Here is a 20,127-nt window from a genome sequence, read left to right as displayed (position 1 = left end):
CGTCGTGCCGCCACGGCGATCCCCCACCACCCGCGAGGCGTCCGGGCCGACCGATCCGGTGGTCCCGGGTGGTCACGGGCGGGGGACGCGCCCGGCGGCCTCCGCGATCAGCGCCGCGGTCTCCGCGCCGCGCTCGTAGGGGAACGTGTGCGCGCCGGGCAGGGTGACCGACCGGCCGTCGGGGGCGGCGGCCGTGAGCCGGTCCACCCACCCCCGCGGCGCGAACGCGTCGTGCTCGCCGCGCAGCAGCAGCACCGGGCAGCGCACCCCGGCGAGGACCTCCTCCGGGCGGTCGCGCTGCGCCGAGCGGACGAACCGGGCGAGCGCGCGGGGCCCGCCGCGCAGGTAGTACGGCCAGGTCACCGGCAGCAGGCCGGGCGGTTCGCGGCGGGAGTTGCGCACGTAGGCGCGGGCCAGGCCGGGGAACCGCCGCTGCTCCGGCGGGAACGTCGGCCCCATCAGGACGAGCGAGGCCACCCGGTCGGGGCGCTGCGCGACGACGTGGACCGCCGCCTGCGCCCCCGTCGAGTGCCCGACCAGGACGACGGGCGCGTCGCCGGCGGCGGCGTCGAGCCAGCGCGCCGCGGCGCCCGCGACCGCCTCCACCTCGGGGCGGCACGGCCGGGGCGGGCGGTGGCCGAACCCGGGCAGGTCGAGCAGCGCGGCACGGGTCCGCTCACCGCACCGGGCCACCGCGTCCACCAGGTAGCCCAGCGCACCCAGGCCGGGGACGACGACCACCGCCGGTCCGTCCCCGCCCCCCTTCTCCAGGCTGCGCACCCCGGCGTTCCACCGGACCCGCAACGGCTCTTCGCACCGCACCCGTCGACTCCTCCCGATCACCCGGAAGGCTTACCGCGCGGGCCCACACCCGAAACCGATTCATTTCACCGGCACGGGGACGGGGACGGGCACGGGCCGCGGCACGCAGGCCGCGCCCAGCGCGGCGACCCCGGCGAGCACCAGCCAGGGCAGCGGCCCGCCCACGTCGAACAGCGCGCCCAGCGGCGCGCCCGCCACCAGGACCAGCAGCCCCGCGACCGAGGACAGCGCGCCGGAGTACAGCCCGAGCCGGCGCTCGTCGACCAGGTCGGGCACCCACGCCCGCACGGCGGGCACGACCAGCACCTGCCCCGCCGTGAGCAGCACGACGAACACCAGCGACGGCAGCAGCCCGCCCAGCGCCCGCACCGGCAGCAGCGCGGCCGCCCCCGCGCAGCCCGCGGCCGGCAGCGCCAACCCGAGCAGCACCGCGGCGCGCGGCGTCAGCGCGCGGGAGGCCCACCGCGACACCGGGACCTGCCCCACGACGACCAGCGCCGAGGACAGGGCGAACAGCCACCCCAGCGCGGCCTGGCCGCCGGTCGCGCGGGCCACCTCGCCGGGCAGCGCCAGGTACACCTGGTTGTGGAGCAGCAGGTAGGCGCCGTAGGCCGCGCACAGCGCGAGGAAGCGCCGGTGCCGCAGCACGTCCGGGAGCCCGCGCGAACGGCTCCGGCACGACCGCCGCGCGGTGCGGCACCAGCACCAGGTGACCCAGCAGGACGACGGTGAACACGGCCGCGCCGGCCAGGCAGGCCGCGCGGAACCCGGTGCCGACCAGGAACGCGCCCAGCACGGGGCCGATCAGCGCGCCCGCCTGGCCCGCCGCGTGGAACAGGCCGAGCAGCCGGGTGCGCGGCACGCCGGTGAGCCGTTCCCGGGCGACGGCCTGCCGGGCGACCTCGGTCTCCACGGCGGGGGAGAACAGCGCGGCGGCGAACCCGACCAGCAGCACCGAGGCGATGACCGACGCCGTGCCGCCCGCGAACCCGAGCCAGGCGAAGCCGACGACCCGCAGCGCGCAGCCGACCAGGACGACGGGCCGGGGCCCGAACCGGTCGGTGAGCGCGCCGCCGACCACGAACAGGCCCTGCTGGCTGAACGTGCGCAGGCCCAGCACGAGCCCGACCAGCCAGCCGGACAGCGCCAGCTCGCCGGTGAGGTGGGTCGCCAGGTACGGCAGGACGGCGTAGAAGCCGAGGTTGAACGCGAACTGCGTGCCGACGAGCAGCTCGACCAGCCCGCGCGGCGCGGCGGTCACGAGGTCCCCCGCGCGCCCGACAGCGACACCGCGAGGACGGCGAGCGCCAGCAGCACCGCCGCCGGGGACAGGGCCGCCCAGGGCGCGCGTTCCAGGTAGGGCAGGGACTCGGCGAGCAGCAGGCCCCACTCGGGGGCGGGCGGCTGGGCGCCGAGGCCGAGGAAGCCCAGCGAGGCCGTCGCCAGCGCGACGGCGGGCAGCCTGAGCACGGCGTGCCGGGCGACCGGCCCGGCGACGGCGGGCAGCACGTGCCGCGTGACCGTCCACAGTGGAGGGGCGCCGAGCGCGCGCTGCGCCTCCGCGTGGGTGGCCGCGCGCGCCTCCTGCACCAGCGCGGCGGCGTGCGCGGCGAGCGGGGGCCACGACACCAGGCCGACCGCGACGGCCGCGCCCACCGCGCCGGGCCCTGCGGCGGCGGCGACGAGCAGGCCCGCGATGACCGGCGGCACGGCGTTGGCCGTCTCCGCGAGCCCCTGGGCGACGCCCGGGACGAGGCCGAGCGCGAGGGAGGCCAGGTAGGAGCACAGGCACACCACGAGCGCGACGCCGAGCGTGGCGAGCGCGCCGTGCCCCACGCGGGCGAGCACGTCGCGGCCGAGCGCGTCGGTGCCCAGCGGGTGCGCCCACCCCGGTGGCACGAGCCGCGCGGCGGTGTCCAGGCGCAGCGGCTCGCGGGTGAGGCCCCAGCCCACGACGACGGCGGGCACCAGCGCGGCCACCGCCACCGCGACCGGCCGCACCCGGCCGGCGACCGGCGGCGGCGCGGTGAGGGCGGCGGCGCGCAGGGCCGGGCCGAGCACGCGGCGGCGCGCGGCCGACGCGGCGACCCCGCCCGCGAACCCCAGCAGCACCAGCGCCAGCACGGACCCCTGGAGCAGCGGCAGGTCCTGCGACTCGGCCGCGCCCAGCGCGGTGCGGCCGAGTCCGGGCACCGCGAACACGACCTCGACGGCCACCGCGCCGCCGGTCAGACCCACCGCCACCAGGCCGAGCTGCGGCAGCACGGGGGGCAGCGCCCGGCGCAGCGCGGCCCGCAGGACGACCCGCGGCGCGCACCCCCACGACCGCCACAGCACGACCCAGCGCTCCTCGAACACGGCGGGCAGCGCGTCGTCGACCAGCCGCCCCAGCACCGCGCCCGCCGGGACGCCCAGCGCCAGGGCGGGCAGCACGACGTGCTCGACGCCCCGCCAGCCGTAGGGCGGCAGCCACCCCCACCACACCGACACCACCACCAGCAGGCCGGTGGCGAGCAGGAACTCGGGGACGGCGGCGAGCAGCGCCGCGGCTCCCCCGCCGGCGCGGACCGGTTCGCCCCGCGCGCCGCGCGCCAGGGTCCGCGCGCACAGCACCGCCGCCAGCGGCACCGCCACGGCCAGGGCCGCCGCCACCAGGGTCGCCGACGCGCCCAGCCCGGACAGCACCGACGGCAGCACGGGGCGGCCGGTCACCCACGAGCGGCCCAGGTCGCCGCGGGCCGCGCCGAGCAGCCAGTCGCCGAACAGCGCCACCGGTCCCGCGTCCAGGCCCAGGTCGCGGCGCACCGCGTCGAGGGCCTCGCGCGTCGGCTCCTGCTCGGCGGACCGGGCCCGCAGCACGGACAGCGCGGGGTCGCGCCCGGCGAGCCACGGCAGCAGGCCGACCGCCGCGACGACGACGGCGAGCGCGCCGGCGCGGGACAGGGCGGGCGCGATCACCGCAGGTGGGTGTCGACCGTGACGAGCACGCGTTCGCGCGGGTCCTTGGCCGAGTCCGCGACCGACGGGGCGTCGCCCTGCACGACCCGCTCGTGCAGCATCGGGATCGCCGCGTCGGTCCGCAGCACGGCCGCCTCGGCGGCGAGGATCGCGGCCCGGCGCCCGTCGCCCGCCTCGGCGAGGGACGCGGCGCGCACCGCCTCGTCCACAGCCGGGTCGCACAGCCGCGCGATGTTGAACGACCCGTCGCAGGTGAAGTCGGACCGCAGGTAGGCGACGGGGTCGCCGGAGTCGAGGACGGTGGCGCGGGACAGCACGAACGCGTCGAACTTCCCGGCCAGCGCGTCCTCCTCGATGTGCGCGTACTCCCGCACGACCTGCTCCACGACGAACCCGGCGTCCTCCAGCCGCTGCTGGAGCACGGAGGCGACCTCGGGCAGCTCGGCGCGGTCGGAGAACGTGGCCAGGGTGATCCTCGCGCCGTTCGGCGGGACGGCGGCGGCCCGGCCGGTCGGCGCGGTGCGGCCCGCCGCGGCCCAGGGCAGCGCGGGCCCGAGGAGGCCGGCCGCCACGTCGGCGCGCCCCTCGTAGACGCCGCGCACGATCTCGCCCGCGTCGATCGCCTCGCGCGCGGCGGCGCGCAGGCCGGGGTCGCGGAACGGGCCGGAGGTGGTGTTGAGGTAGAGGGTGTTGGTGCGCGGCATCGGCACCTCGGTGATGGTCGCCGGGTCGAGCAGCGCGGCCTGGGAGACCGGCACGGCCTCGGCGATGTGCGCCTCGCCGCTGCGGATCGCGGCGGCGCGCGCCGTGCCGTCGGGCACGAAGGACACGTCGATCCCGGCGGCGCGGGCCTTGCGGCCCCAGTAGCCGTCGTGCCGGTCGAGGGTGGCGGTGGTCGTGCCGTTCACCGCGACCAGCCGGAACGGCCCGGTGCCCGTGCCGACGGGGTCCACCGAGCCGTCCGGGCGGTAGGCGCTGCCCGCGAGGATCGCGAGCTGCGGCGACGACAACCGCTGCGGCACCAGCGGGTCGGGCTCGCCGGTGGTGACGACCACGCGGTCCCCGGCCGCCTCGGCGGTGAGCGCGACGCCGTCGAGGATGCGCGGCTTGGGCGCGGCGGCGGCGGCCCTGGTGAGGGTGTTCGCCACGGCGGCGGCGGTCAGCGGCGTGCCGTCGTGGAAGGCCACGCCCGGCCGGACGTCGAACTCCCACGCCAGGTCGGAGGTGCGCCGCCACGCCGTGGCCAGCCCGGGGCCGGCGTTGCCGTCCTCGTCGAGGGTGATCAGCGTTTCCGCGGTGGACCAGCGGGACAGCTTGAACGCGTCGTCGCTGAACGGCGACAGGCCCGACCGGGGCGGTTGCAGCATCGCGAGCTTGATGCGGCCGTCCGTCCCCGCGGCGGTCGGGTCGTGCGCGGAGCAGCCGCCGACGACGAGGGCGGAGACCGCGACGAGGGCGAGGGCGGGCAGGGACGAACGGGGGTGCATGGGGTTCCCGGGGTGTTCAGGTGTTCGCGCGTTCGGCGACGGACCCCGGGAACCTAAAACAGACGATTATCGTTTTCAAAGTCCGTGTGGGACAGCACACGGCATCCGCCGTTCATCCCACCGAGGGTCACCTCGTCCGTCGAAAAAGCAGTGATGTGACCGGCATCACGCCCGATTGGGCCTTGAGGCCGGACACACGGGGTAATGGAGGCGCTATGACGAAAGCCCAGAGGACGGCGACGACGTGGTCCGCCTCCTCCTCCGACGAACTGCTGGAGCACGTGCGCGGCGCGCTGGAGGCCGACGGCCCGGCCGTCCGCGCCACCTGGGCGGCCGTGGCCGAGGACGCCGTGCTGGCGGGTCGGGTGCGCGGCGCGCTGTCCCGCCTCAAGGCCGAGCACCGCGGCCACCGCGACGAGGCGGTGTGGCTGCTGCGCATCACCCGCGCCGCGCGGCAGCTCGCGACCCCCGCGCCGTCGCCCGCCCCCGCCCCGCGCCCGGCGGAACCCGAGCCCGAGGTGCGCCTGACCGTCGTGCCCGAGATCGCGCAGCCCCGCCGCCCGGCCGTGCCGGCCCTGCTGTTCCGCGAGCCCGAACCCCTCGCGGCGTCCTGACCCGCGGGGACCTGGACCGTCCACACCGGACGGTGGATCGCCGGCCGGTGGGACGTCGACCGGTCGGGCGTCAACCGGCGAGGCCGACGATCAGCGACGGGGTGCCGCCGCACGTCGGCCGAGCGCCGGGGCACAGCGCCCCGGTGTCCGCGTCGAACACGACCGGCGGGTCCGACCGCGCGCCCCGTTCCCGACCGCGGGTCAACGGCGGGCGAACCTCACCGGGCCCGGCGACCGCCGACCTTCGACCGCGACCGGCGGTAGCTCCAGACCAGCAGGCCCAGCAGCACCAGGCCCGACAGGATCAGGCTCGACCCGGTGCTCCAGCCGCTGAACGGCAGCGACCGCACCACGCCCCACACGACGCCCGCCGCGATCAGCAGCAGGCCGGCCAGCACCGAGCCGGCGATGCGCAGCGGCGACGCCACGCTCTGCTCCGCCGCCTTCATCGCCCGGTCGCGCACCGGGTCCACGTAGCGCTCCAGCGCGGGGAACTCCGACGCGAGCAGCAGCAGGCCGGCGAGCACGAGCAGCAGGCCGGGTCCGGGCAGCACCAGGAGCAGCACGCCGACGACGAGCAGCACCCCGCCCGCCACCACGACACCGACCTTCTTCACCGAACGGCCTCCGCGCACGTCCCCAGTCTGCCCACCCCGGCGTGCCCGCGCGCGTCGAGAACGGGGAACGGCCGTGACGCAGCACACCTACCGATTCGGTCGGTTTACCGACCGAATCGGTAGGTAACGCCGGTATTCTCGTCCACATGGCACGACCACCCCGGCAGCACGTGGAGGAGAAGATCCTCGACCTCGCGGCCGGCCTGTTCGCCCGGCACGGGTTCGCGCACACGTCCCTGAAGGACCTCGCGGACGCCGTCGGCCTGTCCAAGGCCGGTCTGCTGCACCACTTCCCCAGCAAGGAAGCCCTCTTCGAGGCCGCGCAGCAGGCGTGCCAGGCGCAGGGCCGCCGCGTGCTCGACCAGGTGGAGGGGCTGCCGCCCGGCCCGGAGCGCGACCGGCGGGCACTGGAGCTGCTCACCGACGTCGCCCTGGACCTGCCGGGGCTGGTGTCCCTGGCGTTCGGGGCGGTCACCTCGCCCGACGAGCCCGTCATCGCCATCGGCGACGTCCTGGTCTTCGAGGTGTTCGACATCGACCCGGACGGTCCCGACGTCGAGCGGGTCGTCCGCGTCCTCGGCGCGCTGAGCGCCCTGGCCGTGCTCAGCGTGACCGCCAACCGCGCGGGCGAGAAGACCGCCTGGCGACCGCACATCATCACGACCTGCCTCGACGCGCTCGGCCACCGCCGTCCGGGCACCTCCCCCTCCCCGTCCCACCCCGCCCAGATGGAGACCTGATCCGCATGGCTCGTCTGTTGTACCGACTCGGCTTCGGCGCCCACCGGCGCCGCCTGGCCGTGGTCCTGCTGTGGCTGCTCGTCCTCGCTGGCACCGGCGTCGGCGCCGTCACGCTGTCCGGGGCGACGTCGAACAGCTTCTCCATCCCCGGGCAGGAGTCCACCACCGCCCTGGACAAGATCAAGGAGCAGTTCGGCTCCGGCGGCGGCGCGACCGCACGCGTGGTCGTGAAGGCCCCCGACGGCCAGGCGCTGACCGCGCCGGAGAACGCGCAGAAGCTGAGCGCCCTGGTTCAGGAGCTGGGCACGCTGCCCGGCGTGTCCTCGGCGAGCAACCCGCTCGACCCGCGGGCCCCGGCGATCAACGGCGAGCAGGGGGACACCGCCTACAGCACGGTCACCTACGACGCCAAGGCCGGCGACGTGACCGCGGAGCAGCGCACGGCGCTGCTGGACGCGGTCGCGGGGGCCCGGACCGGCGGGATGACCGTCGAGGTCAACGGCGAGGCCGTGCAGACCCCGCCGCACGTCGGCGGCCCGGCCGAGGTCATCGGCGTCGTGGTCGCCCTGCTGATCCTCGCCCTCACCTACGGCTCGCTGGTCCTGGCCGGCATGAACCTGCTGACCGCCGCCGTCGGCGTCGGCATCGGCACGCTGGGCATCACCATCGCCACCGGCTTCCTGGACCTGTCGTCCACGACCCCGATCCTGGCGGCGATGCTGGGCCTGGCCGTGGGCATCGACTACGCGCTGTTCATCATCAACCGCTACCGGCAGGAGCTGCGGCGCGGCCGGGACGTGGGCGACGCGATCGGCACCGCCGTGGGCACCGCCGGCTCGGCCGTCGTCACCGCGGGCATCACCGTCGTGATCGCCCTCGTGGGCCTCGCCGTGGCAGGCATCCCGTTCCTGACCCAGATGGGCATCGCGGCCGCCGCGACCATCGTGGTCGCCGTCCTGATCGCGGTCACCCTCGTGCCCGCCGTGCTCGGTTACCTCGGCAAGCGCGCCCTGCCCCGCAGGCAGCGCGACGCCGTCGTGGGGCCGGACGACGCCGAGGACGGCGGGCGCGGCTTCTTCCGCGGCTGGATCGGCGGCGTGACCCGCTACCGGCGCACCGCGCTGTTCCTGTCGGTGCTGGTGCTGGGCCTGATCTCCATCCCGGTGGCCTCCATGCAGACCACCCTCGTGCAGACCCCGGCCGAGGACAGCACCCAGGCCCGCGCGGACCGGCTGCTGGCCGACGGGTTCGGCGAGGGCTTCAACGGCCCGCTCGTCGTCCTGTTCGAGGGGAGCGGCGCGGTCGACGCGGCGCGCGGGGCCGCCGCCGAGTTCCCGGCCCTGGACGACGTCGCCCTCGTGACGCCGCCGACGCCCAACGCCGACGGCACCGCCGCGATGCTGACCGTGATCCCCGAGTCCGGCCCCACCACCGAGGCCACCGAGCGCCTGGTCACCGAACTGCGCGACCGGCTCGCCGACACCGAGGGCGCCACCACCTACGTCACCGGCACCACCGCCGTCAGCGTCGACGTGGCCGTCACCCTCGACCGCGCCCTGCCGGTGTACCTGGCCGTGGTCGTGGGCCTGGCGCTGGTCCTGCTGGTGCTGGTCTTCCGGTCGCTGCTCGTGCCGCTGGTCGGCGTGCTGGGCTTCCTGCTCACCATCGGCGCCTCGCTCGGCTCGACGGTCGCGGTGTTCCAGTGGGGCTGGCTGGCCGACGCGGTCAACCTCGACACCACCGGGCCGCTGATCAGCCTCACGCCGATCATCGTGATCGGCATCCTGTTCGGCCTCGCCATGGACTACCAGGTGTTCCTGGTGTCCCGGATGCACGAGGCGCACCACCGGGGCGCCCGGCCGCTGGACGCCATCACCACCGGCTTCCGCCAGGCCGCGCCCGTGGTCGTGGCCGCCGCGCTGATCATGTTCTCGGTGTTCGCGGGCTTCGTCCCGGCCGGTGAGCCCACCATCAAGTCGATCGCCTTCGCCCTGGCCATCGGCATCCTGGTGGACGCCTTCGTGATCCGCATGGTCCTCGTCCCGGCGACGCTGGCGCTGCTCGGCGAGAAGGCGTGGTGGCTGCCCAAGTGGCTGCGGTGGCTGCCCGAGCTGGACGTGGAGGGCGCGCAGCTGGACGAGCACCGCGAGGTCTCGGCCGACGAGCGGCCCAAGGCCGACGTCACCGGCTGACCCGACCGGACCGGAGGACCCCCGCCGCCCCCTCGGGCCGCGGGGGTTTTCCGCTTCCCGGGTGCGGTTTCCCGGATTTCCGCGTTTCCGACGAATCCTCGTCATCGGCAGAGGAATGAACCGTGCCGCCCGACCGCGCGGGACGAAAACACGAACGAACTACCCCAGGAACCACTCCTGCCGATCTGCGGGCACATTTTTCACCTCATCGTGCACTTGCCCCACTTTCGGCGGAAGCACCTGGTGAGGGATACCTTTCGGGTGACTTCACGCTGTCAAACCCCGGTGCTAGCGTCGCAGTCGGCCACAGCCCGGGGGGCGTCCACGACGCTTTTCCGCTGTCGCCGATCCCGTGCCGACGACAAAACGGAGAGCCGCACATGACCGCTACCGCCTCCCCCGTCCTGCGCACCGACTACCAGAAGTCCATCGCGACGTACTGGAACAACGAGCAGGACCCGGTCAACATCAAGCTGGGCGAGGTCGACGGGATCTACCACCACCACTACGGGCTCGGCGCGTACGACGAGTCGGTGCTGTCCGGTCCCGAGGAGACCCGCGACGCGCGGGTGATCGCCGAGCTGCACCGGCTGGAGAGCGCGCAGGCGGACGTGCTGCTCGACCACCTGGGCCCGATCCGGCCCGAGGACCGGCTGATGGACGGCGGTTCCGGCCGGGGCGGCACGAGCCTGATGGCCAACCGCCGGTTCGGCTGCCGGGTGGACGGCGTGACGATCTCGGAGAAGCAGGTCGCGTTCGCCAACGAGCAGGCCGGGCGGTGGGGCGTCGCCGACAAGGTGAACTTCCACTTCCGCAACATGCTCGACACCGGGTTCGAGAGCGGCGACTTCGCGGGCATCTGGACCAACGAGACGACGATGTACGTCGACCTGTTCGACCTGTTCGGCGAGTTCTCCCGGCTGCTGCGGCACGGCGGCCGGTACGTGTGCATCACCGGCTGCTACAACGACGTGACCGGCGGCCGGTCGAAGGCCGTGAGCCAGATCGACGAGCGCTACACGTGCAGCGTCCACGCGCGCAGCCAGTACTTCAAGGCGCTCTCCGCCAACGGCCTGGTGCCGATGGAGGTGATCGACCTGACGCCGCTGACCATCCCGTACTGGGAGCTGCGCGAGAAGTCGTCGGTGGCGACGGGTGTGGAGAAGTCGTTCCTGACCGCCTACCGCGAGGGCAGCTTCCACTACCTGCTGATCGCCGCGGACCGCGTGCGATGACCGGCGCCGCGCCGGTGGCCGTCCCGACGGGGCCGACCGGGCTGGGCACGTCCGCGGCCCGGCTCGCGGTCGCGTTCGCCGGGGCGGCGGCCCTCGGTGCCGTGGCGCCCGAGGCCGTGACGCCCGGAGCAGGGGCCCTCGGAGCAGGGGCCCCGGGAGCAGGGCTCCGCGTTGCCGCGGTTCCCGAGGTGGCGGCCTCGGGCGCGGCGGTCCCGGTACCGCCGCGCGGCGACCCGGCGTACGCGGAGCGGGAGTGGGGCGACGGGACGAGGTCGCCGGTCTACGTCCCCCTGGTGGAGCGGGTCGACCCCGTGCTCTCCCAGGTCGTCGACGACCGGCTGGTCCTGTGGGCCCGGGAGTGCGGTTTCGACGAGGAGCGGTCCGCCCAGCTCGGCGCGGCCGGGTTCGGGCGGCTGGCCGTCCTCACCCACCCCGACACCGCCGACCCGGAGCAGCTGCTGCTCGCGGCGCGGCTCAACGCCGGGTGGTGGGCCGCCGACGACCTGTACGCCGACGACAGCGAGCTGGGCGCCACGCCGACCGAGCTGCCGCCGCGCCTCGCCCTGGCGATGGCGGCGATGGACCCGGTGGCGCCCGTGGGCGAGTTCTCCGAGCCGCTGGAGGAGGTGCTGGCCTCCGACCCGGTCCTGGTGGCGCTGCGGTCGGCCGTGGAGCACCTCGGGCGGCGCGGCACGCCGGCCCAGGTGCAGCGGATCTGCTACTCCACGTTCGCCATGTTCGTCAGCTGGAACACGTACGCGGCGTGGCGGCACACCGGCGACTACCCGCCGGCGTGGGAGTACCTGGCCGCCCGGCAGCACGACAGCTTCTCCACGTCGATGACGCTGGTGGACCCGGTCGGCGGCTACGAGCTGCCCGCGAACCTGTACTACGACCCGCGCGTACGGCGGGCGTTCGTCCAGGCCGGCACGGCGTCCGTGCTGATCAACGACCTGTTCTCGGTGGCCAAGGACGCGGCGGACGAGAACCCGGTGTGCAACATGGTCCTCCAGGTCGCGGTGGACCGGAACTGCTCGGTCGAGGAGGCGACCGAGGTCACCGTCGAGCTGCACAACCAGCTCGTGCGCGACTTCCAGGACCTGCACGACAGCCTGCGCGTCGTGCCGTCGCCGGAGCTCCAGCGGTTCCTGAACGGCGTGCGCGCCTGGATGGGGGGTGGCTACGAGTGGCACGCGACCAACCCCCGTTACCGGACGGGCTCCTCCGCCGAACAGGGCTGACACCCGGTTAAAGCGATTCACAATCGTTTCAACCCGTTTTCGCCGGGTACGCCAGCCCTGCGGTCGGACCGGATGCCCGGGTCGGCCGCAGGGCTGTCGAGGTGGACGGGAGAGATCTGTCGTGAAGATCGTCATCACCGGAGCGTCGGGGAACGTGGGCACGGGGTTGCTGCGCGCGCTGGCCGCGGACGCCGAGGACCACGAGGTGATCGGCGTCTGCCGCCGACGCCCCGACCCCGTCGCGCCGTACGACACGGCGACCTGGCGCGAGTGCGACCTGGGGCGCGACGACGCGCCGGACGTGCTGGACGAGGTGATGGCCGGCGCGGACGCGGTGGTGCACGCCGCGTGGGCGTTCCAGCCGGTCCGCGACGGCCTGCGGCTGCACCGCACCAACCACAAGGGCACCCTGGCGGTGCTGCGGGCGGCCCGGCGGGCGGGGGTGCCCCGGGTGGTGCACACCTCCTCCATCGCCGCCTACGCGCCGACGAACGGCGGCCCGGTGGACGAGGGGTGGCCCACGACCGGTGTGCCCGGCTCGGTCTACGGCGAGGGCAAGGTCGAGGTGGAGGCCGAGCTGCGCCGGTTCGCCGAGGACGAACCGGAGGTGGCCGTCGCGGCGGTCCGGCCCACGCTGGTCGCGCAGGCCGGCGCGTCGGCGAGCTTCCTGGCCCTGTTCTTCGACCCGCTCACGCCCCGGTGGCTGATCGGGTTGCTGCGGGACGGGAAGGTCCCGCTGCTGCCCCTGCCGGCGGACCTGCGGGTGCAGCTCGTGCACGCCGACGACGTGGGCGACGCCGTCGTGCGCATCCTGCACCGCCGGGCGCGCGGCGCGTTCAACCTGGCCGCCGACACCCTCACCGCCGCCGACCTGGCGGGCGTCGCGGGGGCGCGGGCCGTGCCCGTGCCGCCGGCGGTCCTGCGCGCCGCCGTGGCCGCGCTGTGGCGGCTGCGCGCGATCCGCCTGTCCCCCGGCTGGTTCGACGTGGGCACCCGGTCGCCGCTGGTCGACACCACCCGGGCCCGCGCCGAACTGGGCTGGGCGCCGCGCACGGACAGCGCCGGGTGCGCCCGCGAGCAGCTCGCCGGCCTGTCCCGGGCCACGGCGCTGCCCAGCCCCGCGCTGAGCAGGCACCGCCTGGCGGACGAACGCGCCGGGCGAGCACCCGCCGCGCGTCGCGGCGACCGCACGGCGGTGGGCCGGTGAGGATCGCGGTGGTCTCGGAGCAGGTCGACCCGTCGTCCCCGGCGGGCGGGGCGCGGGCCGTGCACGTGACCGGGCTGGCCGCCGCGCTGGCCCGGTCGGGGCACGAGGTGGTCGTGCACTCCCCCGGCGAGGGCCGCGTGCCGGCGCAGCGGGTGCGCACCGAGCAGGGGTACGAGGTGGCGCGCGTGCCCGGCGGGCCGCCGGAGCGGCTGGGCGACGTCGCGGAGCACCTGGAGCGCGCGTGGGTGCGGTGGCGGCCCGACGTCGTCCACGCCCACTCCTGGACCTCGGGGCTGGCCGCCGCGCTGGCGGCGCGCTCGACGGGCGTGCCGCTCGTGCTGACCTTCCACGGTCTGGGCGGGTCGCCCGTCCCGGGGCGGGGTCCCGACTGCCCGGCGGCGCGGGCGGGCCTGGAACGCGTGCTCGGCCGCCAGGCGGCCCACGTCGTGGCGACCTCCGACGCCGAGGCGCGCGACCTGATCGCGCTGGGCGTGGCGCGGAGCAAGGTCACCGTCGTGCCCTGCGGGTTCGACCCGGCACTGTTCAGCCCGGAGGGCCCGGTGGCGGAGCGGCGGTCGCGCCACCGCGTCGTCACGACCGGTCGGCCGGGGGCGCACCGGGGGTTCGGGGACCTGGTCACCGCGCTGCGGTCGCTGCCGGACGCCGAGCTGGTGATCGCCGGCGGGCCCGTCGGGCGGTCGCCGGAGGTGCGGGAATTGCGCGGGCTCGCCGAGCGGTACGGCGTGGACGGGCGCCTGCGGCTGCTCGGCCCGGTGCCGCACGCGGCGATGCCCGCCCTGCTGCGCTCGGCCGACGTGGTGGCCTGCGTGCCGAGGGAGGAGCCGTCCGGGCTCGTGGCGGTGGAGGCGATGGCCTGCCGCGTGCCCGTGGTCGCCTCCGCCGTGGGCGCGCTGGCCGACAGCGTGGTGGACGGCGTGACGGGCACCCTGGTGCCGCCGGACGACCCGGTCGGGCTGGCCCGCGTGCTGCGGTCCCTGCTGGTCGACGCCGCGCGCCGCGACGCCTACGGCACGGCGGGCGCGGACCGGGCCGCGATCCGCTACACCCTGGAGCGCGTCGCCCGGGACACCGAACGGGTGTACGCCGCCGTCACCGGCACCGCACCCGCCGCCGACCTCGCCCCCGCCGCGCCGGGCGACACCGCCTGACCACGCCCGTGCTCGACGGGCGTGGTCCCGCGCCGACCCCGGACCCTCACCGGCGCGGAACCCCGAGAGCGGTCGCGAGCCACTCGTCGGCGCGGGCGTGGAAGCGCCGGGTGACGGTCGAGCCGGCCGCCCAGCTGCCGAAGCCGTGCGGCGCGCCGGGGACGACGTCGGTGGTGACCTCGACGCCGGCGGCGCGCAGCCGGTCGGCGTAGGCCAGGTCCTCGTCGTGGAACAGGTCGACGGTGCCGACGCCGATCCACGTCGGGGGCAGGCCGGTCAGGTCCGGTGCGCGGGAGGCGGCGGTGAACGCCGGCGCGGTGGGCGCGCCGGGGTCGCCGCCGAGGTAGGCGCGCCGGCCGATCAGGTTGCGGCGGTTGTCCCACACGCGGTGCCGCACCGCGTCCAGGTCGCGTCGGGCGGCCGTGCGGTCGTCGAGCACGGGCGCGTGCAGCCACTGCGCGGCCGGCGCCGGACCGCCCTCGGCGTGCAGCCGCTGCGCGAGGCACGCGGCCAGGCCGCCGCCCGCGCTCGCACCGCCCAGGGCGATCCGCGCGGGGTCGACGCCCAGGTCGTCCGCGTGGTCGTGCAGCCACGTCCAGCCCGCGAGGCAGTCGTCCAGCGGCGCCGGGAACGGGTGCTCGGGCGCGAGCCGGTGGTCGACGGAGGCGATCGTGACGCCGAGCGCGCGGGCGAGGGCGACGCAGCGGGCGTCGTCCACCCTGGGGTTGCCCAGCACGTACCCGCCGCCGTGCACCCGGTACAGGGCGGCGGGCGCGGCGGCGGTCACCGGCTGGTGGAGGCGCAGCGGCACGGGCGCGCCGGTGACGTCGCGCACCCGCACCCCCTCGGCGCGCGCGGCGGGCAGGCGGGCGGTCGCGGCGCGGATCAGGCGCAGGACGAGGCGGTTGCCGAGCGGGAGCGGCGGCAGGCGGCGGACGGGGCCGCGCAGTTCGGGGTCGACGAGGGTGAGGTCCACGGGGGCAGCTCCTTCACGGGTCGGGGGTGGTCGGCACGGCGGGTGCCGTCAGGCGGCGTGGGCGTCGCGGACGTCGTGGAGCCCGAGCCTGCGGCTCAGCGCGGCCGCGAGCCGCGTCGTGGTGCGGCGCGGCAGGAAGCGCGCCGTCCAGGTGGCGGCGCGGTTGAGGGGGCGGCCCGGGTAGGAGGCCGTCCGGCCGCGCGCGAAGTCGTCGAGGGTCCGGGCGGCGACGTACGCCGGCGAGTCGGTCACCCTCGGGTCCATGACGGCGGTGGTGCCGTCGAAGAAACCGGTGGCCGTGGCACCGGGGTGCGCGACCATGACCCGCAGCCCGGTGCCCCGGGTCTCCTCGGCGACGGCCTCGGTGAACGACAGGACGAACGCCTTGGTGGCCGCGTAGCCCGCCTGGTACGGGAAGGGCTGGAAGGCGGCCGTGGAGGCCACGTTGACGATGCCGCCCGAGCCCCGGTCGAGCATGTCCCGCCCGATCAGGCCGGTGAGCGCCACCAGCCCGATCACGTTGAGCCGCACGGAGTCCAGGTTCGGGTCGAGCGGGCGGGTGAAGAACGGGCCGACCGAGCCCGCGCCCGCGTTGTTCAGCAGCAGGTCGACGCGGTGGCCGCGCGCGGCCAGCTCCGCCACGAGGGTCGCCGGGCCCTCGGGGTCGGCGAGGTCGGCCGGGACCACGTCGACCGCGCCCCCGTGCCGGCGTGCGGCGGTGGCCACCCGTTCGAGGGCGTCGGCGGAGCGGGCGACGAGCACCAGGTCCGCGCCACGCCGGGCGAGTTCCATCGCGTACGCCTCGCCCAACCCCTTGGACGCGCCGGTGACGACGGCGGTGATGCCCTTGAACGGGTCCACACGACACCCCTTTAGTTCGAGACTCGAAGTTGTTGACCCGACCCTAACAGCTTCGAGCCTCGAAGCAAATTCCTTCGAGGCTCGAAGCGGCTGCTACCCTCGTGCCATGCGCGAGGACGAGCTGGAGGCCGTGGTGCGGGCCAACCAGGAGGTCTTCATGCTCACCGGGGACCGGATCGCCGACGTGCTCGCGGAGCACGGCCTCACCCACGCCACCGCCCAGGCGCTGTGGGCGATCGACCCGGACGAGGACCCGCCGCCGATGAAGGCGATGGCCGAGCGGCTGCACTGCAACGCGCCGAACCTGTCCTTCGTCACCAACCAGCTCGCCGACCGGGGTCTCGTCGAACGGGTCGCCGACCCCCGGGACCGGCGCTCGCGCGTGCTGGTCCTGACCGACGAGGGGCGGCGGGTGCGCGCCGAGGTGGTGCGCGCGGCCCTGCGGCACACGCCGCTGGCCGGCCTGGACGACGCGGACCTGAAGGCCCTGGCGGCGATCCTGGATCGGGCCCTGCGCGGCTGACCGCGACCGCCGGCCGCGGCGTGCGGCTGCCGTCCCCCGGCGTGCGACCGACATCCCCGACGTGCGACCGACATCCCCGACGTGCGACCGACGTCCCCGGCCGCACGGGCAGAATGCGATCATGACCCGTCGATCGCGATCGGCTCCCCTGCTCCTCTCCCTGTCCCTCGTGCTCGGTGTCACCGCCGGCGCCGCGGCCGACGTCGCGGACCCGCTCACGACCGACCTCGACCGCATCCTCGGCGACCCCCGCCTCACCGCGTCGACGGTGGGCCTGGTGGTGCGCGACGCGGCCACCGGCGACCTGCTCTACGGCCGCTCGGGGCGCACCCGCTTCCAGCCGGCGTCCACGGCGAAGGTGGTCACCAGCGCGGTCGCGCTGGACGGGCTCGGGCCCGACTACCGCTGGCACACGTACCTGGCCACGGCCGGGACCGTGCAGGGCGCGGAACTCGCGGGTGACCTGTACCTGCGCGGCACCGGCGACCCGACGACGCTCGCCGCCGACTACGACGACCTGGCCGCGCAGCTCGCCGCCACCGGGGTGCGGACCGTGCGCGGCGCGCTCGTCGCGGACGACAGCTGGTTCGACTCCGTCCCGCTGGGCACCGGGTGGGCCTGGGACGACGAGCCGCACTACTACAGCGCCCAGACCTCGGCGCTGACGATCGCGCCGGACACCGACTACGACTCCGGTTCCGTCGTCGTCTCCGTCTCCCCCGGCACGGCGGGCGGTCCCGCGCGGGTGCGCGTCGACCCGCCGGTGGCGCTCGACATCCGCAACAGCGCCACCACGACGGCGGGCGGCGGTGGCGTGCACGTGCAGCGGGCGCACGGCGGCAACGTCGTGCACGTCGGCGGCTCGATCGCGCCGGGCGCGGGGACCCACGCCTCCTACATCTCGGTGGACGACCCGACCGCGCTGGTGGCCGACCTGTTCCGCCGGTCCCTGGCGGCCAGGGGGATCACCGTGACCGGCGGCACCGAGTTCCGGGCCACGCCGGGCTCGGCGCGCGTGCTGGCGACCCACAGCTCGATGACGCTGCGCGAACTGCTCGTGCCGTTCCTCAAGCTCAGCAACAACATGCACGCCGAGGCGCTGGTCAAGACGCTGGGGCGCGAGGTCAACGGCGAGGGCTCGTGGTCGGCGGGCGTGCGGGCGCTGGAGTCCCTGCTGCCCGGCCTGGGCGCGGACCCGATGACCATGAACCTGTTCGACGGGTCGGGCATGTCGAGGATGGACGTGCTGTCGCCGGACCTGTTCGCGGCGGTCCTCCGGTCGGCGCGCGGCAAGCCCTGGTTCGGCGACTGGTACGCCGCGCTGCCGGTCGCGGGGCAGCCGGACCGGATGGAGGGCGGCACCCTGCGCAACCGGATGGCGGGCACCGCCGCGGCCGGCAACCTGCGCGCCAAGACCGGCTCGATGACCGGGGTGAGCGCGCTGTCGGGCTACGTGACCAACGCCGACGGCCGGGAGCTGGTGTTCTCGTTGATGATGAACAACTTCGTGTCGTCCGTGCCGCGCGACATCGAGGACGCGGTCGCCGTCCGGCTGGCCTCCGACCGGGCGGGCCAGGCGCAGCCGGGGGCGCGGGCCGAGCGCCGGGCCGCGCCGACCAAGGCCGACCGGGGGCTGGACCTGGAGTGCTCCTGGACGAAGTCCTGCTGAGTCCCGTCCCGTCGCGGGGCCCCGCCACCGAGGTGGTGGGGCCCCGCGCGTCGGGGGGTCACCCGGGGCCGACCCGGTAGCGGCGCACGGGTCCGTGCGCGGTGTCGCGGACGCCCTCGAAGACGGCGCCGACGCGCTCGATCGTCCTGGCCGACGCCGCGTTGTCCACCAGGCACGTCAGCACGACCGGGTCCACCCCGCGCCCGCGCGCCTCGCCGACCGCCCGGCCCAGCGCCCACGAGGCCAGTCCGCGCCGGCGCGCGGAGGGACGGACCCCGTAGCCCACGTGGCCGAACTGCCGCACGTGGTCGTCGTCCCCGTACCGCAGAGCGATGCCGCCGAGCACGCGGTCGTCCTCGACGATCCACCGGTGCACGGAGGTCCGGCCGCCGGGCCGGGCCGGGTCCGCCTGGCCGGCCAGCCGCGCGACCCAGGCCGCGAACCCGGCGGGCGAGTCGGTCTCGTCGGGGGCGAGCAGCCCGAAACCGTCCTCGTGCAGGCCCGGCCCCCACTCGCGGTGCGCGGCATGACAAAGGCTTGTCCGGTCACTCCCCCGTTCGGCCCTTCACTTCTGTCTGGACCGTTCATAAGTTGAAGAAGTCTGATGCAAAAGTCCGGGGACAGCGAGCGAAAGTCCGTCTGTCGACCTGGGTCACCGACGACTTCCCGACCCTTCCGACTGCCGACGGCCCGATCGGGCCGTACCTCGTCGCGCGCGCCGAACGGAGCAGGATGGACAACGACGCCCAGACCGGTTGGCTCAGCAGGCTGATCTCCCGCCGCGCGGTGCTCGCGACGAGCGCCGCCGGCCTCGCCGTGCCCGCCCTCGTGGCCGCCGGCCCGGCGACGTCCCACCACCGGGCGGCGGCGCGGGCCGGGACCACCAGGAGGGTCACCGTCTACGCGGAGGCCCTGCCCGGCAACCTCTACGGCTACGGCCTCGAACCCGGCGGGGCCACCGTCCCCGGCCCGACCTTCGAGGTCTACGAGGGTGACGCGCTGGAGATCACGCTGGTCAACAACACCGACCGGCGGATGTCCATCCACCCGCACGGCGTCGACTACAGCACCGACTCCGACGGCGCGCCGCTGAACGACTCGTTCAACGACCCGGGCGAGACGCGCACCTACACGTGGCGCACGCGCGAGATGACGAGCGCCGGGGACGGCAGCAGGCGGTTCATGCCGGGCAGCGCGGGCTACTGGCACTACCACGACCACGCCATGGGCACCGACCACGGCTCGCTGGGCATCGCCCGCGGCCTGTACGGGGCGCTGGTCGTGCGCCGCCGCGGGGACCTGCTGCCGGACCGGCAGTTCGTCGCCGTGTTCAACGAGATGTCGGTCAACAACCGGGTCGCGCCGCACACGCCGGTCTTCGAGGCGGACCTCGGCCAGCGGGTCGAGTGGATCGCCATCGGCCACGGCAACCAGTTCCACACCTTCCACCTGCACGCCCACCGCTGGGCGGACAACCGCACGGGGATGCTCGAAGGCCCGGCCGACCCCAGCCAGGTCGTCGACAACAAGGACCTCAACCCGGGCGGCTCGTTCGGGTTCCAGGTCATCGCGGGGGACGGGGTGGGGCCGGGCGCGTGGATGTACCACTGCCACGTGCAGTCGCACTCCGAGACGGGGATGTCGGGGATCTTCCTGGTGCGCAACGCCGACGGCACCATGCCGCCCGGCGCGCAGGACGCCCTCGACCGCTTCCGCGGCCACGCGCACGGCTCGGCGGGCGCGCCGGGACGGGCACAGGACCACGCGCAGGACCGGGCACAGCCGCAGGAACACCACTGACCGCACGACGTGCCTA

The 20,127-nt window shown here is 75.7% G+C and carries 19 protein-coding genes and 1 pseudogene; 10 read left to right on the top strand and 10 right to left on the bottom strand.

All coding sequences use genetic code 11. The annotated features are described in order from the left end of the window. Positions 1 to 72: 72 nt before the first annotated feature. From ACR807_RS14225 to ACR807_RS14205, 5 genes and pseudogenes are all read right to left on the bottom strand, one after another. Positions 73 to 822, bottom strand: a complete 750-nt coding sequence (locus ACR807_RS14225; RefSeq protein ID WP_438921765.1) for an alpha/beta fold hydrolase — start codon at positions 820 to 822, stop codon at positions 73 to 75. A 60-nt stretch (positions 823 to 882) separates the two neighbouring features. After that, complete coding sequence (locus ACR807_RS14220; RefSeq protein WP_438921764.1) at positions 883 to 1,470, bottom strand: MFS transporter; 588 nt, start codon at positions 1,468 to 1,470, stop codon at positions 883 to 885. A 55-nt stretch (positions 1,471 to 1,525) separates the two neighbouring features. After that, positions 1,526 to 2,083: pseudogene (locus ACR807_RS14215) on the bottom strand (MFS transporter); the annotation flags it as partial. Then, a complete protein-coding gene (locus ACR807_RS14210; protein WP_438921763.1) occupies positions 2,080 to 3,780 on the bottom strand; it encodes an ABC transporter permease subunit in 1,701 nt (566 codons plus the stop codon). The pseudogene ACR807_RS14215 and the gene ACR807_RS14210, both read right to left, overlap by 4 nt. Further along, the gene (locus ACR807_RS14205; RefSeq protein WP_438921762.1) at positions 3,777 to 5,267 is read right to left on the bottom strand and encodes an ABC transporter substrate-binding protein; all 1,491 of its coding nucleotides are present in this window, start codon (positions 5,265 to 5,267) and stop codon (positions 3,777 to 3,779) included. Before ACR807_RS14205 ends, ACR807_RS14210 begins: the two co-directional genes overlap by 4 nt. A 215-nt stretch (positions 5,268 to 5,482) precedes the next feature. On the opposite strand from ACR807_RS14205, the gene ACR807_RS14200 reads away from it, so the two are divergent. Further along, positions 5,483 to 5,881, top strand: a complete 399-nt coding sequence (locus ACR807_RS14200; RefSeq protein ID WP_438921761.1) for a hypothetical protein — start codon at positions 5,483 to 5,485, stop codon at positions 5,879 to 5,881. Positions 5,882 to 5,951: 70 nt separating this feature from the next. Here the strand turns inward: ACR807_RS14200 and ACR807_RS14195 are convergent, their stop codons facing one another. Next, the gene (locus ACR807_RS14195) at positions 5,952 to 6,086 is read right to left on the bottom strand and encodes a hypothetical protein (protein WP_438921760.1); all 135 of its coding nucleotides are present in this window, start codon (positions 6,084 to 6,086) and stop codon (positions 5,952 to 5,954) included. 13 nt (positions 6,087 to 6,099) lie between these two features. Continuing rightward, complete coding sequence (locus tag ACR807_RS14190) at positions 6,100 to 6,498, bottom strand: PGPGW domain-containing protein (protein WP_438921759.1); 399 nt, start codon at positions 6,496 to 6,498, stop codon at positions 6,100 to 6,102. A gap of 146 nt (positions 6,499 to 6,644) precedes the next feature. Between ACR807_RS14190 and ACR807_RS14185 the strand changes: the two genes are divergently transcribed. From ACR807_RS14185 to ACR807_RS14160, 6 genes are all read left to right on the top strand, one after another. After that, positions 6,645 to 7,238 (top strand): TetR/AcrR family transcriptional regulator, encoded by a 594-nt coding sequence (locus ACR807_RS14185; RefSeq protein WP_438921758.1) that lies wholly within the window; start codon positions 6,645 to 6,647, stop codon positions 7,236 to 7,238. A 5-nt stretch (positions 7,239 to 7,243) separates the two neighbouring features. Beyond that, on the top strand, positions 7,244 to 9,430 hold the full coding sequence (locus tag ACR807_RS14180) for an MMPL family transporter (protein ID WP_438921757.1): 2,187 nt from the start codon (positions 7,244 to 7,246) through the stop codon (positions 9,428 to 9,430). A 380-nt stretch (positions 9,431 to 9,810) separates the two neighbouring features. Continuing rightward, positions 9,811 to 10,665 (top strand): geranyl diphosphate 2-C-methyltransferase, encoded by an 855-nt coding sequence (locus tag ACR807_RS14175; RefSeq protein ID WP_438921756.1) that lies wholly within the window; start codon positions 9,811 to 9,813, stop codon positions 10,663 to 10,665. Further along, a complete protein-coding gene (locus ACR807_RS14170) occupies positions 10,662 to 11,906 on the top strand; it encodes a family 2 encapsulin nanocompartment cargo protein terpene cyclase (RefSeq protein ID WP_438921755.1) in 1,245 nt (414 codons plus the stop codon). Before ACR807_RS14175 ends, ACR807_RS14170 begins: the two co-directional genes overlap by 4 nt. Before the next feature lie 121 nt (positions 11,907 to 12,027). Further along, positions 12,028 to 13,113 carry an NAD-dependent epimerase/dehydratase family protein gene (locus ACR807_RS14165; protein ID WP_438921754.1) on the top strand — a complete coding sequence of 362 codons (1,086 nt, stop codon included), beginning with the start codon at positions 12,028 to 12,030 and terminating at the stop codon, positions 13,111 to 13,113. Continuing rightward, positions 13,110 to 14,282: a glycosyltransferase gene (locus tag ACR807_RS14160; RefSeq protein WP_438921753.1), complete on the top strand. Its 1,173-nt coding sequence runs from the start codon at positions 13,110 to 13,112 to the stop codon at positions 14,280 to 14,282. Before ACR807_RS14165 ends, ACR807_RS14160 begins: the two co-directional genes overlap by 4 nt. 46 nt (positions 14,283 to 14,328) lie before the next feature. Here the strand turns inward: ACR807_RS14160 and ACR807_RS14155 are convergent, their stop codons facing one another. Next, complete coding sequence (locus ACR807_RS14155) at positions 14,329 to 15,258, bottom strand: alpha/beta hydrolase (RefSeq protein WP_438921752.1); 930 nt, start codon at positions 15,256 to 15,258, stop codon at positions 14,329 to 14,331. Between the two features lie 48 nt (positions 15,259 to 15,306). Beyond that, entirely contained in the window at positions 15,307 to 16,119 is an 813-nt protein-coding gene (locus ACR807_RS14150) for an SDR family NAD(P)-dependent oxidoreductase (RefSeq protein WP_438921751.1), read from the bottom strand. Positions 16,120 to 16,225: 106 nt separating this feature from the next. Here ACR807_RS14150 and ACR807_RS14145 point away from each other — a divergent pair, with 106 nt between their 5' ends. Both ACR807_RS14145 and dacB read left to right on the top strand, forming a co-directional pair. Next, positions 16,226 to 16,642, top strand: coding sequence for a MarR family winged helix-turn-helix transcriptional regulator (locus ACR807_RS14145; RefSeq protein WP_438921750.1), 417 nt, complete (start codon positions 16,226 to 16,228; stop codon positions 16,640 to 16,642). A gap of 121 nt (positions 16,643 to 16,763) precedes the next feature. After that, positions 16,764 to 18,311, top strand: coding sequence for a D-alanyl-D-alanine carboxypeptidase/D-alanyl-D-alanine endopeptidase (dacB, locus tag ACR807_RS14140; protein WP_438921749.1), 1,548 nt, complete (start codon positions 16,764 to 16,766; stop codon positions 18,309 to 18,311). Between the two features lie 58 nt (positions 18,312 to 18,369). Here the strand turns inward: dacB and ACR807_RS14135 are convergent, their stop codons facing one another. Further along, entirely contained in the window at positions 18,370 to 18,789 is a 420-nt protein-coding gene (locus ACR807_RS14135) for a GNAT family N-acetyltransferase (protein ID WP_438921795.1), read from the bottom strand. Positions 18,790 to 19,043: 254 nt separating this feature from the next. Between ACR807_RS14135 and ACR807_RS14130 the strand changes: the two genes are divergently transcribed. Further along, complete coding sequence (locus ACR807_RS14130; RefSeq protein ID WP_438921748.1) at positions 19,044 to 20,111, top strand: multicopper oxidase domain-containing protein; 1,068 nt, start codon at positions 19,044 to 19,046, stop codon at positions 20,109 to 20,111. The last annotated feature ends 16 nt before the right edge of the window (positions 20,112 to 20,127 follow it).

It is taken from the genome of Saccharothrix sabaoui, assembly GCF_051756985.1.
In the GTDB taxonomy this organism is placed as follows: Bacteria; Actinomycetota; Actinomycetes; order Mycobacteriales; family Pseudonocardiaceae; genus Actinosynnema.
The sequence above is the reverse complement of the archived record's forward strand: the minus strand, read 5'-3'. Positions and strand labels throughout refer to the sequence as shown.